Origin of the sequence: Streptomyces sp. NBC_00637, assembly GCF_045161545.1 — a bacterium.
GTDB lineage: Bacteria > Actinomycetota > Actinomycetes > Streptomycetales > Streptomycetaceae > Streptomyces.
On sequence record NZ_CP109046.1, the window covers coordinates 7,547,045 to 7,563,913 of the forward strand.

At 73.3% G+C, this 16,869-nt stretch carries 13 protein-coding genes; 5 read left to right on the forward strand and 8 right to left on the reverse strand.

Features of this window, described 5'->3' with window-relative positions:
* Nucleotides 1–9: 9 nt before the first annotated feature.
* Both OG440_RS33245 and OG440_RS33250 read right to left on the reverse strand, forming a co-directional pair.
* Nucleotides 10–2,796, reverse strand: coding sequence for a beta-L-arabinofuranosidase domain-containing protein (locus OG440_RS33245; protein ID WP_406010448.1), 2,787 nt, complete (start codon nt 2,794–2,796; stop codon nt 10–12).
* Nucleotides 2,797–2,934: 138 nt separating this feature from the next.
* On the reverse strand, nt 2,935–3,411 hold the full coding sequence (locus OG440_RS33250) for an Lrp/AsnC family transcriptional regulator (RefSeq protein WP_406010449.1): 477 nt from the start codon (nt 3,409–3,411) through the stop codon (nt 2,935–2,937).
* Between the two features lie 254 nt (nt 3,412–3,665).
* Between OG440_RS33250 and OG440_RS33255 the strand changes: the two genes are divergently transcribed.
* Together OG440_RS33255 and OG440_RS33260 are read left to right on the forward strand one after the other, a co-directional pair.
* Entirely contained in the window at nt 3,666–5,177 is a 1,512-nt protein-coding gene (locus tag OG440_RS33255) for an FUSC family protein (protein ID WP_406010450.1), read from the forward strand.
* Between the two features lie 222 nt (nt 5,178–5,399).
* A complete protein-coding gene (locus OG440_RS33260; protein ID WP_406010451.1) occupies nt 5,400–6,440 on the forward strand; it encodes a lactonase family protein in 1,041 nt (346 codons plus the stop codon).
* 120 nt (nt 6,441–6,560) lie between these two features.
* Here OG440_RS33260 and OG440_RS33265 read toward each other — a convergent pair whose 3' ends face one another.
* The 4 genes from OG440_RS33265 to OG440_RS33280 form a co-directional block, all read right to left on the reverse strand.
* The gene (locus OG440_RS33265) at nt 6,561–7,484 is read right to left on the reverse strand and encodes a sirohydrochlorin chelatase (protein ID WP_406010452.1); all 924 of its coding nucleotides are present in this window, start codon (nt 7,482–7,484) and stop codon (nt 6,561–6,563) included.
* Nucleotides 7,485–7,672: 188 nt separating this feature from the next.
* Nucleotides 7,673–8,644 carry an N-acetylglucosamine kinase gene (locus tag OG440_RS33270; RefSeq protein WP_406011523.1) on the reverse strand — a complete coding sequence of 324 codons (972 nt, stop codon included), beginning with the start codon at nt 8,642–8,644 and terminating at the stop codon, nt 7,673–7,675.
* 74 nt (nt 8,645–8,718) lie between these two features.
* Nucleotides 8,719–9,396 carry a uracil-DNA glycosylase gene (locus OG440_RS33275; RefSeq protein ID WP_406010453.1) on the reverse strand — a complete coding sequence of 226 codons (678 nt, stop codon included), beginning with the start codon at nt 9,394–9,396 and terminating at the stop codon, nt 8,719–8,721.
* 81 nt (nt 9,397–9,477) lie between these two features.
* Complete coding sequence (locus OG440_RS33280; protein WP_406010454.1) at nt 9,478–10,629, reverse strand: WD40/YVTN/BNR-like repeat-containing protein; 1,152 nt, start codon at nt 10,627–10,629, stop codon at nt 9,478–9,480.
* 213 nt (nt 10,630–10,842) lie between these two features.
* On the opposite strand from OG440_RS33280, the gene OG440_RS33285 reads away from it, so the two are divergent.
* Nucleotides 10,843–11,424: a hypothetical protein gene (locus OG440_RS33285; protein WP_406010455.1), complete on the forward strand. Its 582-nt coding sequence runs from the start codon at nt 10,843–10,845 to the stop codon at nt 11,422–11,424.
* Between the two features lie 95 nt (nt 11,425–11,519).
* Here the strand turns inward: OG440_RS33285 and OG440_RS33290 are convergent, their stop codons facing one another.
* Complete coding sequence (locus tag OG440_RS33290) at nt 11,520–13,211, reverse strand: acyl-CoA dehydrogenase family protein (protein ID WP_406010456.1); 1,692 nt, start codon at nt 13,209–13,211, stop codon at nt 11,520–11,522.
* Between the two features lie 72 nt (nt 13,212–13,283).
* Here OG440_RS33290 and OG440_RS33295 point away from each other — a divergent pair, with 72 nt between their 5' ends.
* Nucleotides 13,284–14,036, forward strand: a complete 753-nt coding sequence (locus OG440_RS33295) for a PaaX family transcriptional regulator C-terminal domain-containing protein (RefSeq protein ID WP_406010457.1) — start codon at nt 13,284–13,286, stop codon at nt 14,034–14,036.
* Between the two features lie 76 nt (nt 14,037–14,112).
* On the opposite strand, the gene OG440_RS33300 is transcribed toward OG440_RS33295, so the two are convergent.
* A complete protein-coding gene (locus OG440_RS33300; protein ID WP_406010458.1) occupies nt 14,113–14,916 on the reverse strand; it encodes a pectate lyase in 804 nt (267 codons plus the stop codon).
* A 573-nt stretch (nt 14,917–15,489) separates the two neighbouring features.
* Here OG440_RS33300 and OG440_RS33305 point away from each other — a divergent pair.
* On the forward strand, nt 15,490–16,791 hold the full coding sequence (locus tag OG440_RS33305) for a PHB depolymerase family esterase (RefSeq protein WP_406010459.1): 1,302 nt from the start codon (nt 15,490–15,492) through the stop codon (nt 16,789–16,791).
* Nucleotides 16,792–16,869: the final 78 nt, after the last annotated feature.

Here is a 16,869-nt window from a genome sequence, read left to right on the forward strand (position 1 = left end):
CTCCGACCGTCAGGGCACGTAGGTCGCCCCGCGCGCGGTGCCCACCACCTTCGCTCCGTCGGCCGCGGTGAGCAGCCCGGCGGCCACCCAGGCGTCGACCACCGTCCGCACCCGCGCCACCAGCGCCGGCTTCCCGGGGAACGGCGCCGCCGCCCACACCTCGTCGAGCAGGGTGGTGCCGTCCGCCTTCGCCGGGTTGGCCACGCCCGAGTCGCTGTCGCCGAAGACGATCCGGGGCTCGGCCCGCCGCACATAGGCGTGGGTCGGATCCTCGGTGCCCTCGAAGAAGGGGGCGAACTCGGTGCCGTCGAGGGTGAAGTGCAGGGGCTTACCGCTCACCGGCGTGAGGGAGGGCAGCAGGTCGCCGGAGAGGGCCGCGTTCCGGTAGAGGCCGAACTCCAGGTACGTCGTCGCGGAGTCGCGGGCGACGAGGTTGACCGGACCGTGGAACAGGGTCTGCAGGGACGGGTCGTCGAGCGCCTTCTCGACCCGCAGCCGGAACGGCATCGTCACCCGGACGACGTCCCCGTCGCGCCAGGTCCGGGACACCGTGAAGTAACTGCCGGGCACCGGCGTCCCTTCGGCCTTCCGTCCGTTGACCGTCACGCGGAAGCCGGCCGTCGCCCAGGACGGGACGCGCAGCCGCAGCGCGAAGGCGGTACGGCGTCCCCGGACGGTGAGCGTGCTGCCCTGCTCGCGCGGGAAGTCGGTGCTCTGCGTGACGGTGACGCCCCGCTCGGCCCAGGTGAGCGTGGACGGACTGTAGAGGTTGACGTACAGCGCGCCTCCGTCGGCCGCCTTGAAGTACACCGAGTCCTGGTACTTGGTGGCGCTCTCCATGCCGGTGCCCTCGCAGCAGGTCGTGCCCTGCTTGGGGGTGTAGTCGCGCACATGGCCCGGGGTGAGCCCGATGAAGTACGTGACCAGCGGTTTCTCCGCGTCCGGAGTGTCCTGCCTGGAGCCGAGGACCTGGTTGTACAGGGCCCGCTCGTAGTAGTCCATGTAGGCCGGATCCTGCTCGTGGAAGAAGAGCATCCGGCTCAGTTTCAGCATGTTGTACGCGCAGCACGTCTCGGCGGTGGTCGCGCCGATCGTCCCCGCGACGACGTCCCGCGCCTTCCAGAACTCGGCGGTGCTGGTGCCGCCGATGCCGTACATGCGGTGCGGTACGACCATGCGCCAGAAGTTCTTCGCGGCGGTGAGGTAGCGCGCCTCACCCGTGGCGTCGTACAGCCGCACCAGGCCGGTGAAGATCGGGATGTGCTGGTTGGCGTGCAGCCCGTCGAGCGTGTCGGTGTCGGCCGCGCAGGCGTCGATCAGCTTGTCGAGGTCGAACAGCCGGGCCAGCGCGAGGTGTTCGGCCTCGCCGGAGAGGGCGTGCAGGTCGCAGATCGCCTCGACGATGCCGCCGAACTCCCCGCTGGAGAAGATGCCCCACATGCGCTGGAGCGTCGCCGCGGGCAGTTTCGACAGCCGGGCGTACATCCAGTCGCACATGCCGGACGCCAGATCGAGCGCGCGGTCGTCGTCGGTGGCCAGGTGAGCGTCCAGCAGCCCTCTGAGGATCTTGTGCGCGGTGTAGTAGGGAGCCCACACCTTCGTGTAGTCGGAGCCGGTCATCGACTCCAGCTGGATGAACTGGGTCTCCGGATAGGCCGCGAGGAACCCGGGATGGGAGGGCCCGCCCCAGGTGCGGCGCAGGGTGGCGGTCAGTCCCCGGCCGGAGGCGTCCGCGAAGGTGCTTCCCGAGGTCTCGTCGAAGGCGTACGAGGCGAGGTCGCCGGCCGTCCGGCCGCTCTGCGCCCCGGTGATCTCGTCGGCGGTCAGCGCACGCGACCAGACGTCGAAGCCGCCGAAAGCGCCCGCGAAGACGGGGTCGGACGCGTAGTGGGACCGGCCGAGCCAGTGGCCGGTGAGGGTGCCGAGGGCGGCCGGGGTGAGCGACATGGCGGTGTTGCGGGCCACGGCCGTGCCGTCGACGTACAGGGTGCCGGTGCCCCCGGCGAGGGTCACCGCGAGGTGGCTCCACCGGCCGACGGGCAGCGCGGCCGTGCCGTCGAGTCCCTGCTCGCCGCCCGCCCCGCCGGTGGTGATGGCGAACCGGGGCACCCCGTTCGCGTTGCGGGCGGCCAGGTACAGGTACCGGTTCGTGTCGTTGCCGAAGTCGAGGACGCGGGTCCACGCGGCGTCATGGGTGGGCTTCACCCAGGCCGCGAGGGTGACCTCGGTGGCGCCGCCGAGGACGCCCGAGGGCAGATCGACGTACTGACTGGAGCCGCGGACGTTCTCCACGGCCGTACCGAACCGCCCGTCGGTGGTCAGGACGACCGGGTCCTGCCGCAGGGCCTCGCGCACCTCCGTCAAGGCGTCGATCGCCGTACGGATCCGGTCCGCGAACACCTGTTCCCCGGTGCTCGCGTACGCCTGGGCGAGCATGGTCAGGAAGTGCCCGGTGTAGTGGCCGCGCAGATTGCCGTTGGCCTCCCCGTCCAGACCCTCCCAGCCGCCGGGGGCGACCGCGCCGAGCGTGGAGAGGCCGGCGTTGGCGCGGAAGACCTGGAGCAGCCGGTTCACGTCGTAACCGCGGGCGTGGTCGAGCATCAGCTGCCGTTTGGCGGCGAAGACGCCGGCGCCGAGCGCGACGTCCGCGAGGCCGAACGGCTGGAGCGACCAGGCGGCCGAGGGCGGGAGCGGGGCCGCCGAGGCGCCAGCGGCGGCCGTGGCGGAGATCGCGGGGACGGCCGCCGCGAGCATCGCGCTCTGCAGAAGGGTCCGTCGGGTGAGGGGCGGTGCCATGTGCTGCTCCTCGGGTCCACAGGGATCGACACGATCGTTCGACATGACGAACGACGTGCGGATGGTCGACCAGACGTTAGAGGGGTGGCGGGGGAGCGTCAACGGTCCTGACGGGACGGAAAGTTGCGAAAGCGAGTGCTACTTCGCCGCCGCCCGCCCGATCGACTCCACCAGCGGCAGCAGCCGGTGCGGAACGCGCTCGCGCAGCGCCACCTCGGTACGGGTGCGGACCACGCCGGGCAGGCTGATCAGCTTCTGGATGACGTCCTCCAGGTGGGCGTTGTCCCGCGCCACGACCCGGGTGACGAGGTCGCCGCCGCCGGTGATGGAGAACGCCTCGACGATCTCCGGCACGGCGGCCAGCGCGTCACCCACGTCGTCGAGGTGCCCCTGGGTGACCTCGATGTGCACGAACGCGAGCACCGGGTGGCCCAGTGCGGCGGGGGAGAGCGACGGGGCCGCGCCGGTGATCACGCCATCCCGTTCCAGCCGGTCGAGGCGGGCCTGAAGGGTGCCGCGCGCGACGCCGAGCAGCCGGGCGTACTCCCGCACGCTCGTCCGCGGCTGCTCGAGCAGCAGGCGCAGGATGCGGGTGTCCAGCTCGTCCACGGCCATCCGGCGGGCCTCCTCGCACGTTCGTGATCAGCGCCGACTGTACCGGCCTCCGCGAAAGTGTGCCGTTGGCGGGCTGATGGCCCGGCCGCTCGGTCTCTGAGTGGGCCATTGGCTCAGTTGGACCGGTCCCTGTTGAACCACGAGCCCCTCGGATGCTCAAATGGCGAGGTCGATGGCGCTGCGGACTCCCGCGGCGCCTTTCTCATGTCGCGGTACCCCCGCGACGCGTCAGGGTGGGTAAGGGGCGGGGCGGTTTGCTGAAGAGGGCGTTCGTGGCACCGGATCCCGGTCGGGTACGACTGCGGTTCGCCTGCCGGGCCGTGCTCGGCATCGGGCTCGCCGTCGCGCTGTGCGGGTCGGCCGGACACTCGCTGGTGGCGGCCATCACCGGGGGCCTGGCCGCGCTGCTCGCGCTGTTCACCGTGACGGACGCGACAGTGCGCGGACAGGCCGTGACCACCGCTCTGCTCCCGGTCGTCGGGCTGCCGGTGCTGGCTCTCGCGGCCGTCCTGCACGACGTGCCCGTCGCCCGCGACGCGGCCTTCCTCGCCGTGGTCGGCGCCGGGGTGTACGCACGGCGCTGGGGGCCGCGCGGGCACTCGCTCGGGGTGTTCGCGTTCATGACCTTCTTCGCCGCCCAGTTCCTGCACACCGTCCCCGGCCAGCTGCCCGAGCTGGGCGCGGCCGTCCTGCTCTCGATCGCCGCTTCGTCCGCCGTGCGGTTCGGGGTGTGGCCCTACGAACGACGACTGCCGCCACCGGTGGCCGTCGCCCCGCCCGCCGGCGGGACGGGGCTGGCGCGGATCACCACGCGGCAGGCGGCACAGGCGACCGTGGGCGCCGGGATCGCCCTCGTCGTCGGGCAGGCCATGTCGGACCAGCGCTGGTACTGGGCCGTGGGCGCCACCTGGTGGGTGTTCGTGAACACCACTTCGCGCGGCGAGACCCTCGTGCGGGGCTTCCGGCGGTTCCTCGGGACGGTCCTCGGGATCGTGCTCGGACTGGTCGTGGCCCTGCCGCTGCACGGGGAGCCGGTGGCGACCGCCCTGGTCGTCGCGGTCGGCGTCTTCGGGATCTTCTACTCGGCCGCCGTGTCGTACACCTGGATGATGCTCGCCGTCACCGTCATGGCGAGCGCCTTGTACGGACTGCTCGGTCTGCTCGACCCGGCGCTGCTCGCCCTGCGCGTGACCGAGACGGCCGTCGGGGCGCTGGGGGCCGCGCTGGCGGTGCTGCTGGTGCTCCCGGTGACCACGCACTCCGTCACCGACGCCTGGGTGGAGCGCGCGCTGCGCTGCGTGCACCTCTGCACCGCCGAGGCCGCCGCCCGGCTCGCGGGTTCCGCGGCGGCGGACCCGGCCCGACGGGTGGTCGAACTGGAGCAGATCCTCGCCCGGGTCCGGCTGTCCCTGGCGCCGCTGGTACATCCGCTCAGCCCCCTGCGGGCGCGCAGGGGCCGGGCCCGGCACGTGCTGGAGCTGCTCGACGACTGTGCCCGCGAGGTGCGCGGGCTGGCCGCGGTCGCGGCGGACCCCGAGGCTTCGCACGACGCCCGCCTCGTCGCCGCCTGCTGGCGGGTGGAGGCCGCGGTCGAGGCGCTCACGGCGTCCCCGGCCGACGGACGGCCCCGCCCCGCCGAAACCGCCGCCGTACCGCCGGGCGCGGCGGCCGAGCCGGTGCTGGCCCATCTCCACGCCCTGGAACGGGCCCTCCTCGAACTCGCCGTGCCCCTCCGCGGCGCCCCCCGCGTCCCGGCCGACGCCTGAGCGGACGCTGCCTTCCGGCCACGGCGGCCCGCCACCCGGACGCCGGCCCGGACGCCGCCCCTCGCCGTCACCCGGGCGCCGCCCCTCTCAGCCGCTGCCGCCACCCGGGGACCGTCACCCGGGGACCGAGCGCGCCTGGTCTAGACCGCTGGTGATCGACTGCTACCGTCACCCCGAGCAGCAGCGTCAGCAGCGGCAGCGGCGACCCGGGAGGGGACAGCGGTGGCAGACCTCGGCGGAAGGCGACGGCGGGCGTTCATCGGCTCGTTCACGGCGGCCGGAGGGCCCGGGATCGTGGCCGCCGCCGTCGACCCGGTCAGCGGTGCGCTGACCGTCCTGAGCAGCGTGAACGGCGTCCCCGACCCCTCGTACCTGGCCCTGTCGCCCACCGGGGACACGCTGTACGCGGTCAGCGAGACGGCGGACGGCGCGGTGGCCGCGTACCGGGTGACGGGCGACGCGCCGGAACAGACCGGGCCGCCCGTGCCGGTCGGCGGCAGCGGCCCCACCCACCTCAGCGTGTTCGACGGACACGTCCTCACCGCCAACTACGGCTCCGGCAGCGTCACCGCCGTCCCGCTCCGCGCCGACGGCACCCTCGCCCGGGTCGCCTCCGGCGTCCTGCGGCACACCGGCTCGGGCCCGCACACGCGACGCCAGCAGGGCCCGCACGCCCACCAGGTGCAGCCCGACCCGAGCGGGCGCTGGGCGGTCAGCGTGGACCTCGGCACGGATTCCGTGCGGGTGTGTTCCCTGCGCGACGGCAGCCCCGTCCTGCACGGGGAGCACGCGCTGCGGCCCGGCTCGGGGCCGCGCCACCTCGCCTTCCATCCGGGGGGCGGGTACGCCTACGTGGTCAACGAACTCACCCCGACCGTCACCGTCTGCCGCTGGGACGCCTCGGACGGCTCGCTGAAGCCGCTGTCCGAGGCCGCCGTGCTGCCGGGCGCCCCGGCCGGCGACGCCTACCCCTCGGGCCTCGCCGTCTCGCCCGACGGCCGGTTCGTCTGGACCGCCACCCGCGGCGAGGACGTGCTCTCCGTGTTCGCCGTGGAGGGCGCGGGAGAGGCGTTGCGGCTGGTCGGGACCGTGCCCTGCGCCGGACGCTGGCCTCGGGCCGTCGCCGAGTCCGGTGGCTTCCTGTACGTCGCGAACGAACGCTCGGGCGACGTCACCTGGTTCTCCCTCGACCCTGCCACCGGCCTGCCCCGGCGGAGCGGCTCGATCGCGGTACCCGCCGCCTCCTGCGTGGTCCTCGGCTGACCGGCCCACCACTGTTCCTCGCCCGCCGGCGGCCCCGCTCCGCCCCGGGTGGTCGACGCGAAGGGCCCGCTCCACACTCGGAGCGGGCCCTTCGGTCGTACGGCGTCCTTGCGACCCGGCTCAGCGGGCCGGCACGCCCTGGGGCTGCGGCGGGGCGATACCGAGGGCCGTCGTGTACTTGGCCAGCGCGAGCTTGCCGATGGCCGGGTACGGGCCGAGCGCCTCGGCGGCGGCGCAACCGGCTTCCCTGGCCGCCTCGTCGATCAGCGTGGCGTCGATCTCCGGGCCGATCAGGTAGGGCGCCAGCGCCAGCTGCTGGGAGCCGGAGGAGCGCAGCTGCTCCGCGACGGAGGCGATGGAGCCCTCCTGGTCGAGAGCCGCGGCCATCACCGGCACGGCGAGGCGGGCGGCGAGCAGCATGCCGGTGATCCCGGCGGCCTGCACGGCCTCCTCGCCGCCCACGGAGGCGAGGATGATGCCGTCCGCGGCCGTCGCCACGGTGAACAGCCGCGCGCGGTCGGCGCGGGCCAGACCCGCCTCGGACAGCCGCACGTGCAGGGCCTCCGCGAGCAGCGGGTGCGGGCCGAGCACATCGGTCAGCTCGGCCGCGATCCGGCTCTCCATGACGGCCTGGCGGACCTGGCGCAGCAGCGCCCCGTCGGGGCCCGCCAGCAGCGGTACGACGACGGCGACCGGGCCGTCGGGCTCCTTGACGTCCAGTCCGGCGGCACGGGCCTGCTCGAAGCGGGCGGTGCGTTCCTCGGCCGCGTGCGCGAGCACGGACTGGAGGGTGGGGAACTCGGTGTCGTCCCCGTCCAGGTAGCCGATGCGGGCGTCGAGGCCGGGCAGCTCGGAGCGGGCGATGCTCACGATCTCCTCGGCGAGGCCGCGGACGGCGGCGCTCGGCGGACCAGGCACCGCGAGGACGAGCGCGGGCGCGCCCTCGGGAGCCGCCAGCGGCTCGGGTCGGCGGTGCCGCCCGGGCTGGCGAGGCCGCGGCATTCGTACTGGCAGGCCGGACGCGGGCCCAGTGGGGGAGCTCATGGCGACGCATGTTACTGGCTTCCTGGGCTCCCCTGTTCGGGGAGGGTGCACGTGAGCGGTATCCGTCCGGTTTTGTCTGATGAGTTACGTACGGATCAGAAGTGATCAGCGTGTTTTCCAGGCGACTTGCCCCCGGAGACGGTAATCCCCCTTTTGGGGCATGACGTACGTTCCCTACGCACGATGCATCAGATGGGCCTCACGATCGAGAACAGACTTTCCTCGCTCGGCAGCGTGAGCGTGCCCGTCGCCAGGTCGGCGGCGATGCGCACGGCGCCGTCCAGGGGATCACCCTCGGCGGCCACCCGCACGGCATGCGGAAGTCGCCGCGCGAGTTCCTCCTCCAGGGGGACGAGGAGCGGGTCGCCCATTCCGAACAGACCGCCGGTGAGGGCGATCCGGGGCTCTGCGCCGACCGGACAGACCGCGGCGGCGGACTCGGCCATGTACCGGACCGCGGTGCGCAGAACGCCGGCGGCGACCGGGTCGTCGTTCGCGCAGGCGGCCACCTGCGGCGCGAAGGAGGCGAGGACGGCCGGGCGGTCCGGACGCGGGTAGAGCAGACCGGGCAGTCCCGGCATCGGCCCGAACCGCTCCTCGGCCCGGGCCAGCAACGCGGGCGACCCGCCGGGACGGTCGTCGTACGCGCGCAGGGCGGCTTCCAGACCGGCCCGCCCGATCCAGGCGCCGCTGCCGCAGTCGCCCAGCAGATGGCCCCAGCCGTCCGCCCGCCGCCAGGCCGTCAGGTCCGTACCGATCGCGATCAGGCCCGTGCCCGCGGCCACCACGGCGCCCGGCCGGGGTCCGAGCGCGCCGACGTAGGCGGTGACGGCGTCGGCGGCGAGCGCGGTCGTCCGGGCGCCGAACTCCCGCGCCAGGGCGTCCGGGAGCTCGGCGCGCAGCGCGTCGCCCAGGGCGCCGAGCCCCGCCGCGCCCACGACCGCCGTCAGGGGCCGCAGGACACCGGTCTCGGCCGACAACGCCCTGACCAGCGGCGTCAGTTGTGCCATCAGATGGTCGGGATCGATGCCCCGCGCACCGGTGCGCACGGGTACCCGGGACGTGCGCCGGCCCAAAGCGCCGCGCTCGGCGGTCCCCAGCGCGACCCGGAGACCGGAACCGCCCGAGTCCACGGCGAGGATGCCCCCGCCGGACCCGATCGGGGACCCGGTCGCGGGGCCGGTCCCCGCCCCGCCGCCCGGACCGGTCACGTCGTCCGGACCGGGCGCGGCGGTCACGGCAGGCGCCAGTCCACCGGCTGACCTCCCTGCCGGACCAGCAGGTCGTTCGCCCTGCTGAACGGCCGCGAGCCGAAGAAGCCGCGGTCCGCCGACATGGGGGAGGGGTGCGCGGACTCCACCGAGGGCAGGTCCCCCAGCAGCGGACGCAGGTCGCGGGCGTCCCGGCCCCACAGGATGGACACCAGGGGCTTGCCGCGCGCCGCCAGCGCCCGGATCGCCTGCTCGGTGACCTGCTCCCAGCCCTTGCCGCGGTGCGCGGCCGGCTTGCGCGGGGCCGTGGTGAGCGCCCTGTTGAGCAGCAGCACCCCCTGCCGCGTCCACGGTGTCAGGTCGCCGTTCGACGGCTGGGACAGGCCCAGGTCGGTGTTGAGCTCCCGGTATATGTTGATCAGGCTGCCCGGCAGCGGACGGACCTCCGGAGCGACCGAGAACGACAGACCCACCGCGTGCCCGGGCGTCGGATAGGGGTCCTGTCCGACGATCAGGACGCGGACGTCGTCGAAGGGTTGCTGGAAGGCCCGCAGGACGTTCTGTCCGGCAGGGAGGTAGGTGCGTCCCGCGGCGATCTCGGCGCGCAGGAAGTCGCCCATCTCGGCGATCTTCCCGGCGACAGGTCCAAGGGCCTCGGCCCAGCCCGCTTCGACGATTTCATGCAAGGGTCGTGGTGCCACGGCGTCACCCTACTGCCGTACAGACGATGGTGATCACCCGATGGCCGAAGCCGGCCGTTCGGCCCTCGCGCGCGGGTCGGCTCATCCCACCACCGCGGCCCGTACGCACAGGACGTCCGGCAAGTGGGAGGCCAACTGCCGCCAGCTGTCGCCGTCGTCGGCCGAGGCGAACACCTCGCCGTTGCGGTTGCCGAAGTACACGCCCGCCGGGTCCCCGTCGTCCGTGCAGAGCGCGTCGCGCAACACCGTGCCGTAGTGGTCCTCCTGCGGCAGTCCCGCGGTGAGGGGCTCCCAGTTCCGGCCCGCGTCAGAGGTGCGGAAGACCCGGCACCGGCGATCGGCGGGGACCCGGTCCGCGTCGGCGTTGATCGGGAACACGTACGCCGTGTCCCCGCGCGTCGGGTGCGCGGCGACGGCGAAGCCGAACGTGGAGGGCAGGCCCGCGCCGATGTCGGTCCACTGCCCGCCGCCGTCGTCGCTGCGGTAGACACCCCAGTGGTTCTGGAGATAGAGCCGGTCCGGATTCGCCGCGTCCCTCGCGACCTTGTGCACGCACTGGCCGAACTCCGGGTTCGGATCGGGCAGGAACACCGCGGAGACACCGGAGTTGGCGGGCGCCCAGCTCGCGCCGCCGTCGCTCGTGCGGAACACCCCGGCCGTGGACACGGCCACGGTCACCGACCGGGGGTCGCGGCTGTCGGTGAGGACGGTGTGCAGGCCCTCCCCGCCGCCGCCCGGCACCCACTTCGAGCGGGTGGGGTGCTCCCACAGCGGGCGGACGAGCTCGAAGCTCTCGCCACGGTCCCGCGAGCGGTACAGCGCGGCCGGTTCCGTGCCCGCGTACACCACGTCCGGCTCGGCCGCCGCCGGATGCAGCTGCCACACCCGCTCCAGGGAGGCATCCGTGTCCTGCGGGAACCTGACGGCGGGTGCGGCCGGTTCGGTCCACGTCCGGCCGAGGTCGTCGGAGTGGAACACCGACGGGCCCCAGTGCGCGCTGTCGCCGCCGGCCAGCAGCCGCGGCCGGTCGCCCCGGGTGTCGATGGCGACCGAATAGATCGCCTGTGCGTTGAAGTAGGGGGATTCGTCGAACTCCCATGCGCCATCACGCCGACGCCCGATGAACAGGCCTTTGCGTGTGCCCACGGCGAGCAGTGCCTCGGTCATGCCGATCACCTCCGCGGTGTCTCTGACGTCCTTGTCCCAGACACCGGCCAGTCTGCACCCCAGCACTGACAGTCACCCCTGGAAACGCCGTCGCAGCAGCTCACGGCGGCGATGGCGGGTCCGGAGCGCATCACCTCGGCCACTTTCGCCGGGACGCCTGCGCGGCCGCCGGGCCCGTGGCACCGTCGAGACGAGGGATTCGGCCTGAGCATCAGGCCCGCCTGCCCCGTATGGGAGGGCGGCCGGGATGTTCATGCGCTCATGAGGAGGAAGCCTTCGATGGCGTTCCGTGGTCCGAAGGTGTGGCTGTGGCGCTGGCGGCGCAACCCGCTCAAGCGTCGTGCCGACACGGTGGAGGCCTGGGTCGTGCTCGGCGCGTGGGCGCTGACCCTCCTCGTCGGGGTGCTGGCGGGGTGGGTGACCGCGGGATCCGTCGAGCACGGTCTGGCGCGCGAACGCGTCGAGTGGCGGCCCCTCCTGGGGCGGCTGACCGAGCAGGCCCCCGGCAAGGCGGCCGTGAACGGGTCCGCCGCCGGTGATCAGGTGTGGGCGAAGGTCGGCTGGACCGGGCCGGACGGCTCCGAGCACAACGGCCAGGTCCGGGTCGGCCCCGGCAGTGCCGCGGGCACCCCCGTCAGGGTCTGGACGGACCGGCAGGGCCGCCTGGTGACGAAACCGGCCACCGCCGCCCAGGCCAGACTGCGCGCCTCCCTCGTCGGCGGCCTGGCGGGGATCGGCGCGGCCCTCCTCCCCTTCGCGGGCGGCCGCGTCCTGCGCGGCCGGCTGGAACGCCGGCGCGTGGAGCAGTGGGACATCGACTGGGCCCGCTTCGACGCGCTCTGGGGCCGCCCGACGGGCTGACCCCCTCGGCGCTCCCCGCCCGGACAGGAGCCCGACGGCCGGGCGGGGAGCGCGGGCGGCCGAGGCGCCCGGCGACAATTGCCCTGGGAGCGACGTCAGTTCGTGCCGGGAAGACTCCGCTCCAGGATCCCGTCCAGATCGGCGCCGTCCGGAAGCGTGCCGAAGGCGTACCCCCAGTCCCCTCCCAGCCGGGTCGCGCAGAACGCGTCGGCGACGGCGGGCGGGGCGTGCCGGACCAGGAGCGACGCCTGGAGGGTGAGGGCCATCTGCTCCACCAGACGGCGGGCGCCGGCCGGTGTCGCCCCGCCGAGCCCGGTCCGCAGCCGTGCCACGGCGGCGTCGAGGCGGGCGTCCGCGCCCCGCGCCAGGGCGAGTTCGCCGAACAGGGCGTCCGCCGTCGCCGGCTCTCGGGTCAACGCCCGCAGCACGTCGAGGGCGTTGACGTTGCCCGAGCCCTCCCAGATGGACAGCAGCGGCGCCTCACGGTAGTGGCGGGGCATTCCGGAGTCCTCCACGTAGCCGTTGCCGCCGAGGCACTCCAAGGCCTCCGCGGTGAAGGCCGGCCCCCGTTTGGTCACCCAGTACTTGCCGACGGCGGTGGCGATCCGCCGGAAGGCCGGCTCGGTGCCCCGGTCGTCGTCCGCGCGTACGGCCCGGTCGGCCGCCCCGGCCAGCCGCAGGGTGAGCGTGGTGGCGGCCTCCGACTCCAGTGCCAGGTCGGCCAGCACGTTGCGCATCAGCGGCTGGTCCATCAGCCGTGCCCCGAAGGCGCTCCGGTGGCGTACGTGGTGCCCGGCCTCCACGAGCGTCTTGCGCATCAGGGTCGCCGACATCATCACGCAGTCGAGGCGCGTGCAGTTGACCATCTCGATGATGGTCTTCACGCCGTGCCCCTCGGGCCCGACGAGCCAGGCCACGGTCCCGTCGAACTCGGGCTCGCAGGACGCGTTGGAACGGTTGCCCAGCTTGTCCTTCAACCGCTGGATGCGGAACGGGTTGCGGGTGCCGTCGGGCAGCACCCGCGGCACCAGGAAGCACGAGAGCCCGCCCGGCGCCTGCGCCAGCACCAGGAAGACATCGCACATGGGCGCCGACGTGAACCACTTGTGCCCGCGCAGGGTGTACACACCGGGCTCCGCCGTGGGCCGGGCCGCCGTCGTGTTCGTCCGGACGTCGGAGCCGCCCTGCTTCTCGGTCATGCCCATGCCCGCGAGCAGTCCGCGCTTTTGCGTCGGCACCCGCAGCCCCGGGTCGTACTCCCGGCTGGTGAGCAGCGGCTCGTAGAGGGCGGCGAGTTCCGGCTGGCGGCGCAGCGCGGGGACGGCCGCGTAGGTCATCGACGTGGGGCAGCCGTGCCCGGCGTCCGTGTGCCCCCAGGCGAGACCGCCCGCCGTGCGCGCCACATGGGCGCCCGGCCGGTCGTCCGCCCACGGCGCGCCGGCCAGCCCCTCCGCGACCGCGACCCGCATCAGCTCGTGCCAGGCGGGAGGGAAGTCGACCTCGTCGACGCGGTGCCCGTACCGGTCGTGGGTGCGCAGTGCGGGCTCGTGCCGGTTGGCCAGTTCGCCCCACTCCTGCGCCGCGACGCCGCCGGCCAGCAGACCGATCCGGCGGACGTCCGGCTCCGCCCACCCGGCGCCCTCCCGCCGCAGCCCCTCCAGCAGGGCCACGTCGTCGGAGGCGTCGTACGGCGCCAACGGCGGCGGCTGGTTGGTGACGTCGTGCGTCACGTACGACGCGAGGGGTGGCGCGGTCGGCGCCTGCGGCGGGGTGAGTATCTGGGCCATGCGACCATGTTGCACTTTCCCTACGACTGTAGCAATAGTGCAATATCGAGGCCGCACGTAAAGTACGGCCTCATGCGGAGGAACGTGTCGGCGCAGCCCGACGAGGTCGACCTGCCGCCGCTGTCCGCGCGGTCGGTGGTCCTGAGCCTGCTGCTGGGCACGCATCCGCCCGAGATGGCGGCGAGGGACCTGGTGCGCGGGGTGGAGCCGTTCGGCGTCGGCGGATCGACGGTGCGGGCCGCGCTCAGCCGGATGGTGGCGGCGGGCGACCTGCGGCGCACGGACGGCGTCTACCGGCTCAGTGACCGGCTGCTGGAGCGCCAGCGCCGCCAGGACGACGCCGTGCATCCGGACACGCGCGCGTGGGACGGCGAGTGGGAGATGGCCGTCATCACCGCGACGGGTCGCGGCCCCGCCGAGCGCGCCGAACTGCGCGGCCGGCTGAACGCTCTACGGCTCGCCGAGCTCCGCGAGGGAGTGTGGCTGCGGCCCGCCAATCTGGGCCGGCCCTGGCCCGCGGATCTCGGGGAGGTGCTCCAGTGCTTCACCGCCCGCCCCGGCCCGCCCGCACCCGGCCTGGCCGCCGCGCTGTGGCCGCTCGACGCGTGGGCGCGGACCGCCAGGATCCTGCTGGCCCACGTCGAGCGGACCCGGCGGCCCGCCGACCGCTTCACGGCGCTCGCGGCCGTCGTACGGCATCTGCTCGCCGACCCGGTGCTGCCGGCCGGACTCCTGCCCGCCGACTGGCCGGGACCGGCCCTGCGCGCCGCCTACGACCACGGTCGACGGGAGCTCGTTTCCACGGTGTCGGGGACCGGCACATAGGTGCGGCGACCGTGCGAAGCGCCGTGCGGGGACGCTTCGTACGGCCGCCTTCCTGCCGTGGGGGAGGGGTGGGGCGTTACTTGTAGGTGATGTCGGACGACGTGTACTTGCAGTAGGTCCCGTCCGCGCTGGTGCCGTTGGTGGTCGGCTCGGCCCCCGAGTTGTTGCCGATGTACTTCTGGCACGGGATGATCTTCTTGCTGCTGTCCCCGACGATCGTGATCTTCTTCAGGGTCGCGCTGTCGCCGTAGTTGGTGTTGATGCCGACGAGCTTGCTCCCCGAGTAGGTCGCCTCGATGGTGTTGAGGTTGATCGTCCGCTTGTACTGCGTCGAGCAGTTGCCGCAGGAGCGGACGAACGTGCCGAAGGTCTGCACGGCGAAGTTGGAGACGTTCAGCGTGCCGGCGCCGTTGAACTGGAACACCTTGTCGCTGGCCGACCGCGCCCCACCGCCCGTGACGGTGTAGACGTTGGACGACGAGGAGCCGCGGAAGGTCGCCGCGTCCTCGCCGACGTCCTCCCACCAGACGTTCTGAAGGGTGCAGGCGCCCTTGCAGTGGATGCCGTCGGCGGCGGGGGCGCCGATGATGACGTTCTTGAGGACAGCGCCGGCGGCCAGTTCCAGGATTGGCCCCTGGTCCTCGTCCTGGCTGCCGCTGCCCAGGTCACCGGTGCCGTAGAGGCGGATCATCCCGTAGTCCTTGGTGCCGGACACCGAGATGGTGGAGGAGACCGCCTGGCTGCCGGTCGCGCTGGGCCAGGTGGCGGCGTCCGCCGGAGTCAGCGCCCCTGTGGTCATGATCATGCCAACCGAGAGCGCGAGGGCGGCGAGCGCGCCGGTGAGTGTGCGCCGCCGCCGCGGCAGTGCTGGTGAAGTCATGTCCCGATGCCTTCTTCCAGGTGGGGGATGGGGGATGCGGAGCATGGCCGCGGTGGCCACGGTGGTCGGAGGTCCCCGGTCGCCGCGGTGGGAGCGAACCTTTGCGTCTGTGTACGCGGTGGCCGTGCACGCATGCTGGTGCGTCCCTTCGGGATGGGGAGGTCGGTCAACTATGTGAATACCGTTCGTCAGGCTGAACGGCACCGCTGCAGCAGTGTGCCCATGGTGGGGTCGAAGCGAGCGGCTCGGTCACACTGCTGAACGGAACGTAGGGGGCAAGCGCTTTCTAGTCAACGCTTTGCGCAGAACGCATTCGGCCACGCGGGCGCGCATCGGCCAACCAGTAAGGGCTTGCGCCGAGTTGGCGTGGGAGCGCTTCCATGGTGAGCGTGTGCATGCCACCATGCGGTGCGGACGTCCCCCTCGTGACCTGTCGGAGAGGGGTGTGTGTCCTGGTCCGCAGACGCGGGCCGATGCCACCTGCCGAGCCGCCGCTCCGCTCGCGCACACCCCTCGTACGCCGTCCTTCGAGCCGCTCCCGGAAAGCCGCCACCAGAGAGAAAGGACAAGCGCGTGTCGAACTCCCCAGGGAGGGCCCTGCGTTCGTTCTGCGGGGCACTCCTGCTCCTGCTCGCCGCCGCTCTCCTCACCGCCCCCACGGCCGCCGCCCGCCCCCAGGCCGCCGCGCCGGTCCCGGCGGCCACCCTCACCGAGGTCACCGGATTCGGTGCCAACCCGAGCAATCTCCAGATGTACGTCTACGCACCGGCCACGGTCACCGCTCACCCGGCGGTGCTCGTCGCCGTGCACTGGTGCGGCGGCTCCGGGCCCGCGATGTACTCCGGCACCGAGTACTCCCAACTCGCCGACCAGTACGGGTTCGTGATCGTCTACCCGTCCGTCACCCGCAGCAGCAAGTGCTTCGACGTCTCCTCGCCCCAGGCGCTCAGACGCGGCGGTGGCAGCGACCCGGTCGGCGTCAAGTCGATGATCGACTGGGTGACCGCCGCCTACGCGGCCGACACCGGTCGTGTCTACGCCACCGGAATCTCCTCCGGGGCGATGATGACCAACGTCCTGCTCGGCGACTACCCCGACGTGTTCGCCGCCGGATCCGCCTTCTCCGGAGTGCCCTTCGGCTGCTTCGCCACCACCGACGGCTCCGAGTGGAACAGCGCCTGCTCCGGAGGCACCGTGATCCACACCGCGCAGGAGTGGGGCGACCTCGTGCGCGCCGCCTACCCCGGCTACACGGGGTCCCGGCCGCGCATGCAGGTGTGGCACGGCACCGAGGACGACGTGCTGCGCTACCCCAACTTCGGTGAGGAGATCAAGCAGTGGACCGATGTGCGGGGTGTGAGCCAGACCCCGGCCGCCACCGACTCGCCTGCCCCGGGCTGGACCCGCACCCGGTACGGCGGCACGGGTGACCAGGCTCCCGTGGAGGCCGTCAGCCTCCAGGGCGTCGGCCACAACCTGTACGCCTGGGGCATGGCCGCGCGCGTGATCACTTTCTTCGGCCTCGACGCCGGCGGCACCGCCCCCCAGCCCGAGCCCGGCGGTTGCCGGGTGAGCGTGACGACCAACGCCTGGAACACCGGTCTGACCGCCTCCGTGACCCTGACCAACACCGGCACCACCGCCGTCGACGGCTGGCGGCTCGGCTTCACCCTGCCCTCGGGTCAGACGATCACCAACGGCTGGGGCGCCACCTACGCACCGGCCTCCGGAGCGGTGACGGCGACCAACGCGTCGTACAACGGCACACTCGCCCCCGGCGCGAGCGTCACCATCGGCTACCAGGCCGGCCACACGGGCAACAGCGCGGCACCGGGTGCGTTCACGCTCAACGGTTCCACCTGCGCCACTGGTTGATGTTCCCGGGGGCGGCGACCGGTGAGGCCGGGCCGCCCCCGGCCACACTATTGGACCCGCCCGGCCACCTCGGGCCGC

Bases quoted from the DNA above. Each gene is read 5' to 3' on its own strand.
- OG440_RS33300 (WP_406010458.1), bottom strand. From the start codon at position 14,916: ATGACTTCACCAGCACTGCCGCGGCGGCGGCGCACACTCACCGGCGCG.
- OG440_RS33265 (WP_406010452.1), bottom strand. From the start codon at position 7,484: ATGAGCTCCCCCACTGGGCCCGCGTCCGGCCTGCCAGTACGAATGCCG.
- OG440_RS33285 (WP_406010455.1), top strand. From the start codon at position 10,843: ATGGCGTTCCGTGGTCCGAAGGTGTGGCTGTGGCGCTGGCGGCGCAAC.
- OG440_RS33250 (WP_406010449.1), bottom strand. From the start codon at position 3,411: ATGGCCGTGGACGAGCTGGACACCCGCATCCTGCGCCTGCTGCTCGAG.
- OG440_RS33290 (WP_406010456.1), bottom strand. From the start codon at position 13,211: ATGGCCCAGATACTCACCCCGCCGCAGGCGCCGACCGCGCCACCCCTC.
- OG440_RS33295 (WP_406010457.1), top strand. From the start codon at position 13,284: ATGCGGAGGAACGTGTCGGCGCAGCCCGACGAGGTCGACCTGCCGCCG.
- OG440_RS33245 (WP_406010448.1), bottom strand. From the start codon at position 2,796: ATGGCACCGCCCCTCACCCGACGGACCCTTCTGCAGAGCGCGATGCTC.